The 15994-nt window shown below is 57.0% G+C and carries 13 protein-coding genes; 7 read left to right on the top strand and 6 right to left on the bottom strand.

Features of this window, described 5'->3' with window-relative positions; translation table 11 throughout:
* The first annotated feature begins 145 nt into the window (after positions 1-145).
* Together LRK71_RS06335 and LRK71_RS06330 are read left to right on the top strand one after the other, a co-directional pair.
* On the top strand, positions 146-1549 hold the full coding sequence (locus LRK71_RS06335; protein WP_232401926.1) for a sulfatase-like hydrolase/transferase: 1404 nt from the start codon (positions 146-148) through the stop codon (positions 1547-1549).
* The gene (locus tag LRK71_RS06330; RefSeq protein ID WP_232401924.1) at positions 1542-2489 is read left to right on the top strand and encodes a formylglycine-generating enzyme family protein; all 948 of its coding nucleotides are present in this window, start codon (positions 1542-1544) and stop codon (positions 2487-2489) included. Before LRK71_RS06335 ends, LRK71_RS06330 begins: the two co-directional genes overlap by 8 nt.
* Before the next feature lie 117 nt (positions 2490-2606).
* Here LRK71_RS06330 and LRK71_RS06325 read toward each other — a convergent pair whose 3' ends face one another.
* The 3 genes from LRK71_RS06325 to LRK71_RS20505 all read right to left on the bottom strand — a co-directional run bounded on the left by LRK71_RS06325 (position 2607) and on the right by LRK71_RS20505 (position 4715).
* Positions 2607-2852: a penta-EF hand family protein gene (locus tag LRK71_RS06325; protein WP_232401922.1), complete on the bottom strand. Its 246-nt coding sequence runs from the start codon at positions 2850-2852 to the stop codon at positions 2607-2609.
* A 607-nt stretch (positions 2853-3459) separates the two neighbouring features.
* Positions 3460-3960, bottom strand: a complete 501-nt coding sequence (locus tag LRK71_RS06320) for a hypothetical protein (RefSeq protein ID WP_232401920.1) — start codon at positions 3958-3960, stop codon at positions 3460-3462.
* Entirely contained in the window at positions 3957-4715 is a 759-nt protein-coding gene (locus LRK71_RS20505; RefSeq protein WP_232401918.1) for a response regulator transcription factor, read from the bottom strand. Before LRK71_RS20505 ends, LRK71_RS06320 begins: the two co-directional genes overlap by 4 nt.
* A gap of 737 nt (positions 4716-5452) precedes the next feature.
* On the opposite strand from LRK71_RS20505, the gene LRK71_RS06310 reads away from it, so the two are divergent.
* The 4 genes from LRK71_RS06310 (at position 5453) to LRK71_RS06295 (ending at position 12789) form a co-directional block, all read left to right on the top strand.
* On the top strand, positions 5453-7192 hold the full coding sequence (locus tag LRK71_RS06310) for a hypothetical protein (RefSeq protein WP_232401915.1): 1740 nt from the start codon (positions 5453-5455) through the stop codon (positions 7190-7192).
* A gap of 149 nt (positions 7193-7341) precedes the next feature.
* Positions 7342-9390: a type I secretion protein ATPase gene (locus LRK71_RS06305; protein ID WP_232401912.1), complete on the top strand. Its 2049-nt coding sequence runs from the start codon at positions 7342-7344 to the stop codon at positions 9388-9390.
* A gap of 17 nt (positions 9391-9407) precedes the next feature.
* Complete coding sequence (locus tag LRK71_RS06300; protein ID WP_232401910.1) at positions 9408-11456, top strand: type I secretion system permease/ATPase; 2049 nt, start codon at positions 9408-9410, stop codon at positions 11454-11456.
* Positions 11449-12789 carry an HlyD family type I secretion periplasmic adaptor subunit gene (locus tag LRK71_RS06295; RefSeq protein ID WP_232401909.1) on the top strand — a complete coding sequence of 447 codons (1341 nt, stop codon included), beginning with the start codon at positions 11449-11451 and terminating at the stop codon, positions 12787-12789. The genes LRK71_RS06300 and LRK71_RS06295 overlap by 8 nt, the downstream gene beginning before the upstream one ends.
* Before the next feature lie 94 nt (positions 12790-12883).
* Here the strand turns inward: LRK71_RS06295 and eda are convergent, their stop codons facing one another.
* From eda to LRK71_RS06280, 3 genes are read right to left on the bottom strand one after another with little or no spacing between them, the layout of a single operon-like run.
* Positions 12884-13534 carry a bifunctional 4-hydroxy-2-oxoglutarate aldolase/2-dehydro-3-deoxy-phosphogluconate aldolase gene (gene eda, locus LRK71_RS06290; RefSeq protein ID WP_232401907.1) on the bottom strand — a complete coding sequence of 217 codons (651 nt, stop codon included), beginning with the start codon at positions 13532-13534 and terminating at the stop codon, positions 12884-12886.
* On the bottom strand, positions 13531-14466 hold the full coding sequence (locus LRK71_RS06285) for a sugar kinase (RefSeq protein ID WP_232401904.1): 936 nt from the start codon (positions 14464-14466) through the stop codon (positions 13531-13533). The genes eda and LRK71_RS06285 overlap by 4 nt, the downstream gene beginning before the upstream one ends.
* Complete coding sequence (locus LRK71_RS06280; RefSeq protein ID WP_232401901.1) at positions 14463-15197, bottom strand: FadR/GntR family transcriptional regulator; 735 nt, start codon at positions 15195-15197, stop codon at positions 14463-14465. The genes LRK71_RS06285 and LRK71_RS06280 overlap by 4 nt, the downstream gene beginning before the upstream one ends.
* 212 nt (positions 15198-15409) lie before the next feature.
* Between LRK71_RS06280 and LRK71_RS06275 the strand changes: the two genes are divergently transcribed.
* A complete protein-coding gene (locus LRK71_RS06275; protein ID WP_232401899.1) occupies positions 15410-15976 on the top strand; it encodes a hypothetical protein in 567 nt (188 codons plus the stop codon).
* Positions 15977-15994: the final 18 nt, after the last annotated feature.

The following is a 15994-nucleotide window of genomic DNA, read 5'->3' as shown; positions in this document are numbered from 1 at the left end:
GCAGCCCCCCTGGCCAAAATCACCAAGGCTGGCATTTTTCGCCAGCTGCCTGCTTGTCGATCAGAACCATGTCTGCCATCCAGTTTAGGCACGGTGGTCCCAGCAAGGATGCGCCAAAGGACTAAGACAACCCGAGGCACCTGACATGGCAAACGGTCCCAAAAAGAACATACTGCTTATCAGCATGGACGATGCAGTGGCCTTCTGGAGATACAAGTCGATCTTTGGCGGGGCGCTGCAGACGCCCAATCTGGACCGAATCTGCGCCCAGTCCACCAGCTTTCACTCTGCCTATTGCCAGGCCCCGGTTTGCAGCCCCTCACGGGCCAGTTTCATGTCGGGACTGTCGCCGCATCACACTGGTGTCACCAAAGCCGATGCGCAGTATTTTGACAAAGTCGCGCCGCAAAAGATGTGGCCGACAAGGCTGCGCGAACAGGGCTATTACTGCGTGCCGGGTGGCAAGGTCATGCGTGGATACGGTGTCCTGCCCAAAGAGGTGCACGATGCGGTCTATTCGACGCCCTACAGCGAGAGCCTGGGGAAGTTCACGCTTGGCAGGCGCAAGCGGCATTTTGCGAACCGGGTGATCCCCGATCAGGTTGAATATGGTGGCCACCGGGGCGGCCCCGCCACAACAACACCGGAGAGCGACAACCAGCTTTACGACAACCAGGTTGCGAACTCCGTAATCGCCTTCCTGCAGTCCTACGACCAGGACGCCCCGTTTTACCGCGAAGTCGGCCTGCAAAGCCCGCATGGCCCCTGGACCACACCGGCGCGCTTCAAGGTAATGTATGATTTCAAAAGCCTGAACCAGCCCAAAGACTGGGCGCGCGGCTTTGATCTGACGCAGACGCCCGCAGATCTGGCGCGCGAAAATATCGAGAACCGCCGCCGTAGATACTGGCGACAAAGTGTGCGCAACTATTTTTCCGCGCTGTCTTACGCCGATTACCAGATTGGCCGGGTCTGGGATGCGCTCAAGGCCTCGCCCCATGCGGACAACACGCTGGTTGTCATTCTGTCGGACCATGGAATGCACCTGGGAGAGCGCAACTGGTTTGGCAAATCCACCCTGTGGGAACAGGTGGCCAATGTGCCGCTAATCATTCACGACCCCCGCCAGCCTGGGCACCAGGTGATCACCGATCCGGTTGGGCTGATTGATCTTGGGCCAACCCTGATGGCCTATCTTGACTTACCACCCATTGCACAAAGCGCCGGGCGGTCTTTGCTGCCACAGATCCGGGGCGCAAGGGTGCCGGACCGCGCCGTGCCGACTTTTTTTGATGATCATGCCGCGATCCGCAAGGGGCAGTATCGCTTCATCCGGTATGGCGACGGGGCCGAGCAGCTCTATGATCTGACCGAGGACTGGTGGCAGACCACCAATCTGGGCCCAGAGCACCCGGCCTATCAAGAGATGCGTCAGGCCCATGCGCAGTGCTGTCTGGACTATGGGTTGGACCTGTCTGCACCGCCATCCCCCACGCCCAAGGCCGCCGCCACTGCCACTACCCATGACGGGAAAACCACCCTTGCCTAAAGCCTGCTGTACGCCGCCCCGGCCAACCGGGCCAAAGCCCGCCACCCCCGCCCCAAAGCAGAGGATACAGACAGGCCAGCCCCTGCCCCGTCAGCCCGCAGATCTGTGTGACATTCCCGGTGGGCCGGGGCTTGTTGGCACTCGTCACCCGCTGCACGCAGAGGATGGCGAAGGCCCGCTGCGCCGACAGCTGATCCGCCCCTTTTCCCTATCCGCCAGCGCCGTCAGCAATGCAGAGTTCGACGCCTTTGTCAGCCAAACGGGATATATCACCGAGGCCGAAACCTATGGCTGGTCCTTTGTGTTTTGGTCTGACCTTGCCGCGCGCGCCAGGGCAACCCATTCGGTGGATGGCATCGCATGGTGGCGCCGCGTCGACGGGGCCAACTGGCGCGACACCCAGGGCAGTGCTGCCGCAAATCCAGAGCTCCCACCAGACCACCCGGTGGTGCATGTCTCCTGGAACGATGCCCGCGCCTATGCCAGCTGGGTTGGCGGCCGACTGCCCTCAGAGGCAGAATGGGAACATGCCGCCCGCGGCGGCCAAGCAGATGTGCGCTACCCCTGGGGCGACGACGAACCGCAAGAGGAAGGGTTTCTGCCCTGCAACATCTGGCAGGGCCCGTTTCCGAGCGCCAACAGCTGCGCCGATGGCTTTGCCAGCACCGCGCCCGTGCGCGCGTTCCAGCCCAATGGCTATGGGCTGTACAATATGGTTGGCAATACCTGGGAATGGACCGCTGACCCCTTCCGCATTGCCTCGCTCAAGAAACGCCTGCGCCAGCGTGCAAAAGCGATGCAGGGACACAAAGTGCTGAAGGGCGGGTCTTTCCTGTGTCACCACAGCTACTGCCACAGATACCGCATCGCCGCACGCACCGGCAACACGCCCGACAGCACCACCAGCCATCAGGGGTTTCGCGTCGCCTGGGATCCATAGCCCCCGCCACACCGCCGCACAGAGCTTGATTTTACGGTCAGGGGCATCGGGGACCTAGCCCCGCGCCTGCAGGGCTAGGCTGTTCTCATGAGTGGTAAACTGTGAGGGAAGCGCGGGTTAACCTGCGGCCGACAGAATACCTGCTTCCTGGGCCGCCTGCACTTCGTCCAGATCAGCGGTGCCATCGGCATTGGCGTCGATCTGTACAAAGACTTCGGCGGTAAGCTCTGGATAAGCTACCTGAAGCTCCTCGAGGGAGAAGGTGCCATTTCCGTCGGCATCCACGCCAGCGACGGATTGAGCTGCAAGCGGGGATGCGGTCAGAGCTGCGACAGCAACGGCGGCTAGGGCAATCTTGTTCATGTTGTACACTCCATTCATTCTACTGTGTTTTCTGCGGCGCGCCTTCATCTCTGCGGGCCGTGAACAAGAGGTAGGCCCAGCATGTGCGCGCCTCCAGCCCAGGATGACAAAGGCCGAATTTCCGGCGCCGAGCCGCCAAAACAGCCATGTATTGTGTGCGCTTTGCTGCCGCTCTTTTTGATTGAGTGTTTTTCCGCCGCCACAGCCCGCCCGATCCTGCCTCTTTCTGCCGATGCAGACCAGGTCAGGGCGCGAGACGACCGGAATTAGGACATTCGCGAATGGGCTGCGAGTCGCCCCTGCCCCCAGTATCGGCTTTGTCGCTGCCGGGTCATGCCCGCACCCTCCGTTGCTGTCCGGCCTCAACTTAGATGCCAGGGTGCAAATGCCTATCATGGAAGCGAGACATGGATGGCTACAAGCTCATTACGGCGCCAGATGCCGGTCCTTCCCGGTCAAAGTGCCAAGTTGGTTCGGGTAGGTTCCAATCTTCGGCGAAGATCACACCGAAAAATTGAAAGTAATAGCGCAATTAACCTGAAGTGCAGATAATTATTATTTCGCCAAGGAATATTAAACCACAAACCCTATCAGGCGGAATTATTTTCTAGCTAGGGTAGCCAAAATGCAAAATTGTATTCCAGATTTTTTTATTAATGTCCTTCAGTTCCGATATCGCCACCTCGATATCTTCTGCAGCCGCGTCATTCAGCGGCGTCGACTGTCCAATCTTGAGCGTATCTTTGCGGTCCGCTATTCTCATTAATATTGTGTGTGGATTACCGCCTTCGGCGTCAAATGCATAAATGCAATGATTGTACCTGTTGCGCAACGCCGACTGCCGTTGAATGCGACCGGTCAAATCCAGAATAGCACCTCTTTCAACGGCATCAATTTTGTCAAGCTTTGACAGCCGTTCGACAAGGTCTATGCGCGCGCGCGTGGTATTTAATGTCAGGAAAATAACAGTGGCTGTTTCTTTATCCAGACCGGCAAGCCCTGCTATTAAATGAATGAGCAAACTTTCGGTGTTGGTCCAAACATAGTTCAGCTTGCCGACAAGCAACAGGAAGGCATCAAAGTTGAGCTGCTTTTCTGCCTCACTCATTGGGTGAACTGCGCGCCCCCCTGGTTTTCAAGGAACCAAACCGCCGCCTCTGTCCTGTTATGTACGCCAAGCTTGGCGATCACATGGTGGATATGCAATTTCACCGTATGCTCTGACAGTCCCAATCGATTTGCGATAAGTTTGTTTTGCTTGCCCTCCGCCACACAGGACAGGACCTCTGCTTCGCGCAGGGTCAATCGAATCCCGGATGCCCCATTGGTCGGCGTGTTGTGCTTTCCTTCTGGCCCCGCACAGGGCGCGGCATGACCATCCTCTGAACCGTCATGGATTGGCTTTACATCCATATTTTGGGCAGAAAAGTCGTACAAATCACTTGGAATGAAGTTTTCACCACAGATCAAAAGCCGCAGCACCGTCAACCAGCGATCCATATCGCGATTCATCGGCAGAAATGCGATTCCCCCCCTTGGGCGTTGCTTGCCCACCTGCGTCAGAACCATGCGGGCCAGTTCGCGCTGTCGGAAGGCCAATGCCGTTGTTGCATTGGGAAACCTTGTTTGCAGCTCATCTATTATATCAATAAAACTATGTGCCATAGATTGATTTAATATGATAGATCGCACCCGATCCGGCCGATCAAACTTGCGAGATAGCAGGTCTTCAATTTTTCCCAGCCGCCTGAACTTAACCGATCCGACACTGATCGTGGCCAGATCAATCGCATGATCAGAGAAATCATGCGAATTCCCGACGAAAATACAAGTTATCGAATCAATTTTTTCTTCAATGTCCACACTATGCTCCACTTGCTCATTACGCATCGTGCCTGCATCTAGACGCAACAAAAACTTTTAAAATCAAACCAATACACGGTGATTTTGCGCCCAGCTCTGTAAGAATAACTCTTATCTGGCTTTAGTTTTATCAAAGGGTCGGGCGACTGCTCACGAATCTCTCATTACGCCCAGATCTCAAGTATTAACATAAAATTATCATAATTATATAGAGGAATCGGCATTTCTGGCGATTCTCCGCCGGCCACAACCCCCAATTGAAACTTCGCCTTGCATGCAACCGGATTAATAATACGGGTTATACTTACCCTCTCAAACGGACTACCCCCCCCCTGCAAAGAAACCAGACCCATTGTGCTGCAAAGGCTAAGCACATCTCCGAAAATCAAATATTAACAATCAGTAACAAGAAGCCCCACCGCTTAAGCCTTTTGGTCGGCTGGTTTTTCAAACCCAGTTTCGCAATGCTTCTCGTGGATGGTTCGGCAACCAGACCACAATTATCTAGTTCAGCATTTCCGCGACCATCGTTTCCAAAATCGAAATAGATACAGAGGGGGGGGGCAAAACGAAAAACAATCACACTTTATGGTGCCAGGTCAGGACGACATCATGTCTCAACCTCATGTCCCTGTCGGCACCTCGCACTGAAAATCACCTACAATCTAATCGCAGACCCCGATGATCGCTTTTGAAATGAGTGGCGATCCGGACTATGCATTTTTCGGAGAAACACAATGGGTACGAAAAATAACCTCTTCCAATTTGGTCCTTGGAACAACGACTCCCAAGATCAGGAACAGGATCAAGCGCAAGCGCAAGCACAGGCCGAACTTCAGGCGCAGCTTCAGGCGCAGGGTCAGGGTCAGGGTCAGCATTCTGATCAGGATCAGGACCAAACTCAATCCAGCGAAAGCTGGAATGGCAATCTGAACGGTAACGGGAATGGCAACCTGAACGGCAATGGTAACCACAACGGAAATGGTAACCACAACGGAAATGGCAACCACAACGGCAACCATAATGGTAACGCCAACGGGAATGCCAACGGGAATGCCAACCTGAACGCCAACGGCAACCTGAACGGCAACCACAACTCCAACACCAATACAAGCGAGACCACCGTTGGTGTCGACGTTGATATCGATCTGAGCGGCTATGAGCCAACGGACGATGACTTTGCCGACATTGATCTGCACCACTCCAACGCCGGTGATTTCATCATGGCGCGCGGCGACATTGACTACAATCCCGGCAATGACCTGGATCTGGAAGGCATGTTGAATGACGCGCTGAACGGTGCGGGCAACGATGCCGGGACGATCAATGCGCAGTCCAACAACCTGCAAGACAATGACCACCTGAGCAATGTGTCCAACAGCGGCACGATGAACCAGACCAACACCTCCAACGGCGGCACCGCGACATCCGATGAAGGCATTGATGCCGACGCAGATGGCGGATCCGGCGGCGGCCATGCCGATGCAAACGGTGGCGTTGCCCTTGGTGGCTTTGGCATCGGTGGCTCTGCCGGTGCAACCGGTGGTGCAAGCGGCAATGGCGGCAACAGCGCGGCCCAAGGCGGCACAGGCGCGAACGGCGGTAGTGCCGCTGCAATCGGTCTGGGCGTTGGTATCGGTGGAGCCGGCTCTGACGCAGATGCCGACGGCGCAGCCGGTGGCGGTGCTGCTTCTATCGGGGCTGGCCTTGGTCTTGGACTTGGTCTTGCCGGGTCGAATGCCGAAGGCGGCGATTCCGGTGATGCCGGCGGTGCTGGCGTAGGCATCGGTGCAGCAGGTGCCGGTGCGGACAGCAGCGAAGGCGGTGACGCCGGAGCGGCTGGCATCGGTCTGGGCCTGCTTGGCCTTGGATTGGCCGGGGCTAACGGTGGCGACACCGGCGACGCCGATGCTGATGCACTTGGTGCTGGCCTTGGTGCCGGCTCGGGTGAAAGCGGTGACGGCGGCGACGCTGGTTCGATCGCGGCTGCTGGCGGCAATGGCGCAGGTTACGGCGCTGGCGGAGACGCCAACGGCGGTGACGGCGGCGATGCCGGCGCATGGTCTGCCGCGCTGAGCAACGCTCAGGGCAATGGCGGTATCAACCTTGCGGGTGCCGGTGACGGCGGCGACGGCTATGGCGGACACTCCTGGGGCGGCGATAGCGGCAACGCATTCGGTGGCCACGCAACTGCTGGTGGCGTTCAGTCTGGCGGCGGATCCGGCGGCAATGGCGGCAACGCCACAACCGGCGCTGGTGGTGCTGGCGGGAATGCCGGAATGTGGGGTTCGCACAACGGTGACGACGGGTTCGTAACCGGGGAATCCTTTGCTTCGGCAGCCTCGCAGATCGACACCACGGCGTTTAACCAAAGCATCGTGATGGGTGCCAACGTACTTGGCAACAGTGTCGACATGACCGTGGTCGGCGGGGGCTTCAGCTCCAGCTATATCGGCGACGACAGCGACGGCGCATAAGCCTTAATCACAGAGACCGGGCCCAATACATTGGGCCCGGTTCCTTTCCAAAACATCCAACCACAATTGCAGACAGGATTGGTCTGCCAACAAATCTAGAAATTAAAGAGGTGAGCGGCCATTCAATCGCAGAAATTGGGGCCAGTACAATGTTTGATAAAGTAACCGAAATCGTCGCCCACATGATCGGCTTCTTCCATATCGCAGTAGAAGAAGAACGCATGCGCGATGCCTATGACGACTTTAAAGCGCTCCAATTGGCAGACGCTGAAACAAATGATCTGACCAATATTGTTGTTACGTTCAAGGCTCCCTACACACTCACGGATTTTACACCAATTGTGGAATACTCCCCGCCGGATTTGGAACAGGCTCCCCAATTCTATGGCCATGATATTCTGAACACTCATCTGCCCTACTATCAGCCTTTGGTGGATGGCGCAGACGAACTGGCATGGGCTGTATCAGGAACGGTTTCCCTGTCCTTCAGCTTCAATCGACCTCACTTAACGCTGGAGCCTGCGGGCAGCGTTGTGACAATTACGATCCAAACCGCCTGGATGGAGGACAATGACGATCTCTTCCTGAACGAAATACCGGCGGAATTTTCTGATCCTGCCGAGTATCTGACCACTTTGCAGAGTATCAATACGATTGCCCAGGTCCTGGGGGTCGCTGCAACCAGCGTTCCGCTGGACTTTAGCGAAAGCACACTCGACACCGTGAAAGCCCTGCATGACAGCATGGCCGCCACCGACGGCACATCCCGAATAGGTGAGATCGTAACCGCCCTGCACGGGGAGGATGCCGACGGCAGCTATGTGAATGGCGAAACCGTCGAAGAAACGCCGATTTTGGACGATATCATGCCGGCCTACTTCCAGGCGAAAAATCCCGATGTCGTGTTGAGCGATGACGACCCCGAGAACGAAGACGACCCCGACGCGCTGGCAAACACCGATCCCTTTCAGGGGCTCGACGGACCATCGCCCGCTTCCGAACAGTTCGAGATTGATGACGGGCATCATTTGGTTACCGGTGCCAACGTCATGGTGAATGACGCGTCCATTTCCGTGGGCTGGCTTGATGCGCCCGTGATTTCGGTCATGGGGGATGTCGTCGACCTGAATTTGATAAGCCAGGTAAATGTGCTGTTCGAACACGTCACCTTGAACGCGCAGCCCGGGGCAATGTTCTCTGCCAGCCTCAACGTGGCGACGATGTCGCATATCTCTTCACAGCCCGTCACAGACGACGCAGCCATGGCCGAGGATGCAAGCGCCGCGCCCACCGGCCTGCCGCAGAACTGGGCGGTTACCCGGATTGATGGCGATATTATCATGGCAAACTGGGTCAGCCAGTTCAGCTTCATGACCGACCATGATCGTGCCGATGTCCAGTTCACTGGTAGCAACACGCATATCGTGATGGGGGACAACACCATCGTGAACTTGGCCGATATAATGGAAATCGGATATGGCTACGATTTGGTGATGATCGGTGGCAACATGATCACCGTCAATCAGATCAGCCAGATGAACGTCGTGATGGATTATGACACCATCACATACACAGGCGATGTGCCCTTTGGCTTTTCCGGCGGCGACAACCTGTTGTTCAACGGCGCGAATATCTCAACCACCGGGATCGACAGCTACACCGATATGACGTCGAATTTCGCGCAGGCGAGCAATGCATTTGCGAATGGCGCAACGACGATCAACGACAGCCTCGCCCATGATCAGGCATTCGCAGGCGATGACATCCTGACCGTTCTATACATCTCTGGGGATTTCACGACCCTCAATTGGTTGGATCAAACCAATATCATGGGAGATTCAGACCAGGTCCATTTGGCCCTTGAGAATTTTCAAGAACAGACCGGCGCGTCCATAGAGCTGGTGACCGGGTCCAATGCCGCGATCAATACTGCATCCGTGAATGTCTACGGCGTGGATTCTGAAGTGCGGGTCAATGGGGAAGCCTACAGCGACGCCCTGCTTTACCAGGCCAATCTGATCGACACCGATTCAGATCCACTGGGCGTAGCATTACCCGCGCTTGCCAATGAGGCCGTCGCATTTCTGGCGGAGGGAATGGTGAGCCCGGACGGCGAGGCACCACCTGATGCCGAAATCGTTGCAACATCACCCGAATACAGCGGGAACCCAGACATGATGCAAACAATGTTAGCATGATATAATTGAGTACAAAAATGTTAGATAAAACTGTTTCTGAAGCGGACCAACGCATTCGCAACAAAACGCAACAAAACACCACCACGACCGGCACCGCGCAGAATGGCAAAGCAAAAGATCCACTGCTGTTGACGCCCGCACAACGATGCAACAAACCCGAGAAAATCGACACCGCGGAGCCTATCGCCAGGGGGATCGGTGGCGTTCAGATTGATGGCGATACCGGACCGACCCTCAAGCAAGGCGGCGGCAAGCCACCTGCCAACACCAATAGCGGCGGTCGTGGTGGTGGCGGCGATGGTGGGGGTGCAAAACCACAGTTTCACAAGCGCGGCGGCCCGGAACAATTTGCCCTAAAGCTGCGGCAGGGGCGAAAAGTCGTGCGGCGCAATCTCGGCTTTGTCATGCTTTTGACCTGCGCGACAAACCTTCTGGTGCTGGCGATCCCAATCTACCTATTTCAGATTTCCGACAGGGTCTTGACCAGCCGGTCGCTCGACACGCTGATAATGCTGACAATTGTCATCGCCGGTGCGGTGATCATGCAATCCATCTTTGATGCTGTCCGACGCTTCATACTGATGCGCACGGCCGTAGAGGTGGCTGTCCTGCTGGGCGCACCAGTCCTGAGTGCGGCGGCACATGCCTCTCTACAAGACAACGGGCGGCAGTATCAGACCCTGGGGGACCTGCAGTTGCTCAGGTCCTTCTTGGTATCCGGTACGCTGATCTCATTTTTGGATGTCCCCTTCGCCCCCCTGTTCATCACCGCGATTTTCCTTGTTCATCCGCATCTTGGCATGATTGTGATCGCGACAGCGGTTACGCTCATGCTCATCGCGTTGATCAACCAAAGGGCTACATCCAAACCCTTTGCCGAGGCCAATCAGGCCCAGTCACGGGCAAACATGCATCTCGACTCGATGTCGCGCAACAGCCAGATCATCAATGCCCTCGCCATGGTCCCCGAGGCGGTCGCATTGTGGGGCCGTGACACCGCCGCGTCGCTGCGCGCCCAGGTTCTGGCACAGGATCGAAACATCATTTGGGCCGCCGTCTCACGCGGGGCAAGGTTGCTCACCCAGATTGCGATGCTGGGTTGGGGGGCCTATCTGGCGCTCGAAGGGGAAATAACCGGCGGGATGGTCATCGCGGCCTCTATCATTGCCGGGCGTGCACTGGCACCTATCGAAGGCTCGATCGAAGGGTGGAACGGCTTTTCACAATCCCGCGCGGCCTATGACCGGGTAAGCAACCTGATGATGTCATCGGTACAAAAATACGAAAAACTCCGCTTGCCCCGCCCCGAGGGCCGCCTGAATGTCGAGCGCCTGCTCTTTGTCCCGGCAGGTACGAAACAGGTCATCCTCAACGGTCTGACATTCAGCCTGAATCCAGGGGATTCATTGGCGGTGATTGGGAACTCTGGTGCCGGCAAGACGACACTGGGGAAAATGCTTGTGGGCTCAATTCTGCCAACCTCAGGCAACGTCAGGCTTGATCTGATGGACCTCCGCAATTGGGATGACCGACAACTGGGCGAAAACATCGGCTATCTGCCGCAAGACGTGCAGTTGTTTCCCGGGTCCATCAAGAACAACATCGCCCGGATGCGCGCCGGTGCCAGCGACGAAGACATCCACCGTGCGGCGCTTCTGGCCGATGTGCATGATATGATCGCCTCGCTGCCGCATGGCTACGAAACCATGGTCGCTGCCGATGGCTCGCCACTGTCGGGCGGGCAAAAGCAACGCATTGCTCTGGCGCGCGCCTTTTTCGGCAACCCGCGATTTTTGGTTCTGGATGAACCCAACTCCAACCTCGACACCGCTGGGGATCGGGCGCTTGCCAATGCCATCCGCCATGCCGGCGAGGCCGGCATCACCGTGGTTGTCATCACCCAAAAACCATCACTGCTAAGCGTCGTCGACAAGATCATGCTGCTGGCGGATGGCAATATCGCGCTGTTTGGCGAACGCAATCAGGTTCTGCAAAAACTGTCGGAACGCACAAACGCTGCTGGCAAGCTACCGCCACAAGGCAATGGAGGACAGCGCAATGCCTAACCCAATTGTACTTGCTGAATCGGCGGAATGGTATGACGATGTTCCCCGCTCGATCACAAAGCATGTCACCTTCGGCCTGTTCCTGCTGATTTTCGGGCTTGGCAGCTTTGGGGTCTGGGCGTTCAGGGCCCCCTTGGCCGCTGCGGTCATTTCTCAGGGCAGCTTTGTCGCCACCGGCAGCAACAAGATTGTTCAGCACCTCGAAGGCGGCATCATCAAGGCCATTCTTGTCGAAGAAGGCGAGAACGTTGTCGCAGGGCAGCCAATCGTGCTGCTGGATGAAACCTCTGCCCTTGCAACCGAACGCGAGCTGTTCTTGCGCCAGGTCAGATTGGAAGCAATGGAAAGCCGTATTCTCGCCGAATACAATCGCAAGGATAAGCTGGTTTACCCCGACAGACTTGAACAACTCCGCTCAGACTACAATGTGGTCGCAATGCTTGATGGGCAGCAGATTGTGTTTGACGCTGCCACCCAGCAATTGAAGAGTGAAATAAGCCTGCTAGAGCAAAGCATCGAAGCCCTGAAAAGCCGGTCGGTCGGCTACGAAAAACAACTGGCTGCCACCCACGCTCAGTTGGAAATTCTGGAAGAAGATTCCCAGGCAAAAGAAATACTGTTGGAAAAGGGGCTGGTGCGCAAATCGGAATACAACACCCTGCGTCGGGCTTTGGCTGAAGCCCAAGGCCAGATTGGCCGCCTTCAATCCGAAATCGACGAAACCGCCTCGCTGTCCCAGCGCTACGAGTCGCAGATCTTGCAGACAATCAACGAAACCCAAAGCGCAGCACTTGACGAGTTGCAAGCGGTACAATCAGAGCTGGAAAGCGTTCGCGAACAGGCCCGCAAAGCCGAAAGCATCCTAACCCGGACCGAAATCGTTGCGCCGGTTTCAGGGACGGTTGTTCGCCTGCATTATCACACTCCGGGCGGTGTCGTCGAAAGTGGCAAGGCTATTCTGGAAATATTGCCAACCGGGGAACCCCTGATCATCGAAGCCCAGATTCCCCGCACCGAAATTGACGTGGTCCGCAAGGGGCAAGCTGCCACAGTCAGGCTGACCGCCCTGAACCAGCGCACGACGCCAATCCTTGAAGGCAAAGTCTATTACGTATCCGCAGACGCGATTTTGGACCGCTCGCAAGAGCTTCCACAAGAAATCTATGTGGCGCGTATTTCCGTGGCCCCAAGCGAATTACAGCGTGTCAGAGGATTCACCCCTACGCCGGGCATGCCTGCTCAAATCATGATTCAGACCCAGAACAGAACCTTCATCCAATACCTTATGAAACCCGTCGCAGACAGTATGATCAGGGCATTCCGGGAACAGTAAACGCACCCCACCACCCAAATCCTGCGCCTATATCCTGCAACTGTCCCGGTTCGCAGGCATAGGATGGCGGCATCCAACCCGCACGGGGGCGTGGTCAGGCCGACAGTGTTTGCCTTGCTTCACGCGCGAGGGCCTCAATCTGATCCCAATCCGCCGCTGTAACCAGCGCATCAGGGGCAATCCAACTGCCACCCGCACAGAGCACATTTGGCAGATCAAGGTAGCTCTTGGCATTGGCAAGGTTGATGCCGCCAGTTGGGCAAAAACTGATCTGTGGCAGAGGCGCGCCAATCGCCTTGAGCGCGGGCGCACCACCAGAGGCTTCGGCGGGAAAAAACTTCTGGGTGGTAAAGCCACGTTCAAGCAGGCGCATGGCTTCGCTAGCGGTGGCCGCACCGGGCAGCAACGGCAGTTCTTCCTCCAGGCAGGCCTCGATCAAGGCATCCGTAGCACCGGGAGAGACACCAAAAACAGCGCCAGCCGCCTTGGCATCGTGTACATCCTGCGGCGTGACCAGGGTGCCTGCGCCCACCACGCCACCCTCTACCTTTGCCATGGCTTCGATCACCTGTAGCGCCGCAGGCGTCCGCAAAGTGACCTCCAGCGCGGGCAGACCTCCGGCGATCAGCGCCTTGGCCAGGGGGACTGCATAGGCCGCGTCGCGTACCACAAGCACCGGCATGATCGGTGCAAGATTACAAATATCGCGGGTCACGCTGCGGGCGGCTTCGGAATTCAATTTCATTGGGTTTCACCTTGGTTGAGACGGGCAAGAATTGACTCTCGGGTGGGGATGGACGCAACGGCCCCGTTGGTTTCGACAGAAAGGGAGGCCGCCGCGCAGGCAAACCGTCCGGCGGCGACAGGGTCGCCGGTTTGGACATATTCAGCAAGAAAGGCACCATCAAAGGTATCACCGGCCCCGGTTGCATCGCGCAGATCGGCCGGAAAGGCGTAGATCCTGTGCTGGCCCTGCGGGGTTGCCACCAGCGCGCCCTTTTCGGCCATCGTCAGTACAACCATCTGCACCCCAAAAGACAAGAAGCGATCACAGATCTCGATGGTGTCGCTGGTGCCAAACAGGGCTTGGCAATCTTCGATGCTGGGAAAGACCAGATCCACCAGGGGCAGGATTTGCTGCAACGCCCGCCAGGCCTGGGGCGCCGACCAAAGGTTCAACCGCAGATTGGTATCAAAAGACACCTGTGCCCCAGCGGCGCGCGCCAGTTCTGCGGCCCGAAGCGCGGCGGCGCAGGAACTGTCAGAAATCGCCTGGGTGATACCACTAAGATGCAGCACACCAATCTGTTCAAACATCTGCGGGGTCAGGTCTTCCGGGGTAATCTGGCTGGCAGCAGAACCGGCACGGCGATAGGAAAACCGATGCCCCTGCGGGCCGTATTCGATGAAGTATAGCCCGGTCTGCGCCCCCTCCTTTTGCACAATTCGCGAGGCGTCGATACCTTCATCCTGGTAGAGCTTGAGAATATGGTCGGCAAAGCCATCACATCCCAGATGGGTCAGCATCCCCGAGGAGGCCCCAGCCCGGCGCGCCGCCACGGCGGTGTTGGACACATCGCCGCCAATGCCGGGACGGATCATGTCTTTTTCAAGCCAGGAAAATTCAAACATCGGTTCGCCAAAGCAGAGGATGTCCAGTGGGCGGGTCGTGGTCATGTGGCGGGTCCTGTGAAGATATTGGCATCATCTGGGTGCAGTGCTTGATTGGCAGCTGCAAAGTGGCGTCGCATCGCATCGCTGGCGGCGGCGGCATCGCCCTTGGCAATGGCCTTTTGGATGCGGCGGTGATCGCCAAGGATACGGTTCTGCGCCTCGGGCGACGGCTGGGCGCGCCGCCCTGCGGTGATGGACTCTTTTATGATCCGGCGCAGCGGCGTGACGATATAGACATAAAGCGGGTTGTCCGTCGCCTCGGCAATGGTCAGGTGAAACAGATAGTCCAGATCGGCAAAGGTTTCGGGATCGCGCACCGCCTGTTCCATCTGGGCGCAAAGCGCTGCAAGGGTCTCGACCTGGGCTACGGTACGGTTGGTTGCGGCCAGGGCGGCGGTGGCGGTTTCAATGCCCTGGCGCAGTTCCAACACCTTGTTGACTGAAAACTGCGCGGTGGCGAGCCCATGGCTGAAAGTACCGGCCAGAATATCAGGGTTGATGGCATTGACCTGTGCCTTGCGCCCATTGGAAATCTTGATGTGTCCGGCCCCCGCCAGATGGGCCAGGGCCCCGCGGATCACCACCCGGCTAACCCCGGCGCGGGTGCCCAATTCCGCCTCAGAGGGCAGCGTATCGCCGGGGCGCAGCCCACCCTCGGCAATCATGGTCAGGATACTGTCGGCCACGCGAGAATAAAGCGGGCGCCGATCCAGGTTGTCAAAGTCATCACTCACGGCAATCTCTTACTCGTGTGAGGCATAGCAGGGGGCTGTGCCTTGCAATCCTGTATACCTATAGTACAGGTTAGCCATACCCGGCAAGAGCTATGTTTGCCCCATCTTCAGCCAATTAACCAAAGCGACAGGCGGTCTTGCCCTCTTGCGCAATCCTCGCTGGATCACCCGAGGCATTTTCACTACTGTTTCCAAGAGGGGTGCAGGTAGGCATGGACATGACAGGAAAACCGCACAGACAGATTTTCATAAAGTTCATTCTCCTCTGCTGCCTTCTGGTCGGGTATTTTGGCTATCTCAGCTACGAATACGATATCGCGACCGGCGGCGCTGCGGCGCTGCTCACCTGGAGTTTCTTTGTCCTGTGTACGCCAGTGGCCGACGCCGGGTTCCTCCTGGATTTCCCCCTTCGATTGCTGTTCGGCATTCGCATGGTCGTCTCGGAAATCGCCGTCTGGCTCGTGGCGATTGGCCTGAATGCTGCAGTGATGCTCTATGGTCCTGGCTACTATAAGACGACCGTCCTGACCGAACTGTTGTACAACATAGTTACGACCCCATTCCCGTATTGGGGAATAATCTTACTGTCCGGGTTAGGCACTTTTCTGTCGATCCGCTTCGGGGACGAGCTGATGGATGTCATTCGTCACCGAGATCGCGCCTTCTTTCATTCCCACCATTTCAAGCATGAGCTGATATTGTTCGCCTTCTTTTTGCTGGTGCTCTCTATCTATTACCAGACCATCTCTGCCATCGGCATGGACGCCGTCATGGAGTAAACGCCCCCCCCCCAACAG

It is taken from the genome of Pseudophaeobacter flagellatus, from assembly GCF_021228235.1.
GTDB classification, from domain to species: Bacteria; Pseudomonadota; Alphaproteobacteria; order Rhodobacterales; family Rhodobacteraceae; genus Pseudophaeobacter; species Pseudophaeobacter flagellatus.
This window is presented reverse-complemented; position numbering and strand designations above follow the sequence as displayed.

Coding starts and splice junctions, on each gene's coding strand:
- LRK71_RS06295 (WP_232401909.1), top strand. CDS start 11,449: ATGCCTAACCCAATTGTACTTGCTGAATCGGCGGAATGGTATGACGAT.
- LRK71_RS06325 (WP_232401922.1), bottom strand. CDS start 2,852: ATGAACAAGATTGCCCTAGCCGCCGTTGCTGTCGCAGCTCTGACCGCA.
- LRK71_RS06335 (WP_232401926.1), top strand. CDS start 146: ATGGCAAACGGTCCCAAAAAGAACATACTGCTTATCAGCATGGACGAT.
- LRK71_RS06285 (WP_232401904.1), bottom strand. CDS start 14,466: ATGACCACGACCCGCCCACTGGACATCCTCTGCTTTGGCGAACCGATG.
- LRK71_RS06275 (WP_232401899.1), top strand. CDS start 15,410: ATGGACATGACAGGAAAACCGCACAGACAGATTTTCATAAAGTTCATT.
- LRK71_RS06310 (WP_232401915.1), top strand. CDS start 5,453: ATGGGTACGAAAAATAACCTCTTCCAATTTGGTCCTTGGAACAACGAC.
- LRK71_RS06320 (WP_232401920.1), bottom strand. CDS start 3,960: ATGAGTGAGGCAGAAAAGCAGCTCAACTTTGATGCCTTCCTGTTGCTT.
- eda (WP_232401907.1), bottom strand. CDS start 13,534: ATGAAATTGAATTCCGAAGCCGCCCGCAGCGTGACCCGCGATATTTGT.
- LRK71_RS06300 (WP_232401910.1), top strand. CDS start 9,408: ATGTTAGATAAAACTGTTTCTGAAGCGGACCAACGCATTCGCAACAAA.
- LRK71_RS06305 (WP_232401912.1), top strand. CDS start 7,342: ATGTTTGATAAAGTAACCGAAATCGTCGCCCACATGATCGGCTTCTTC.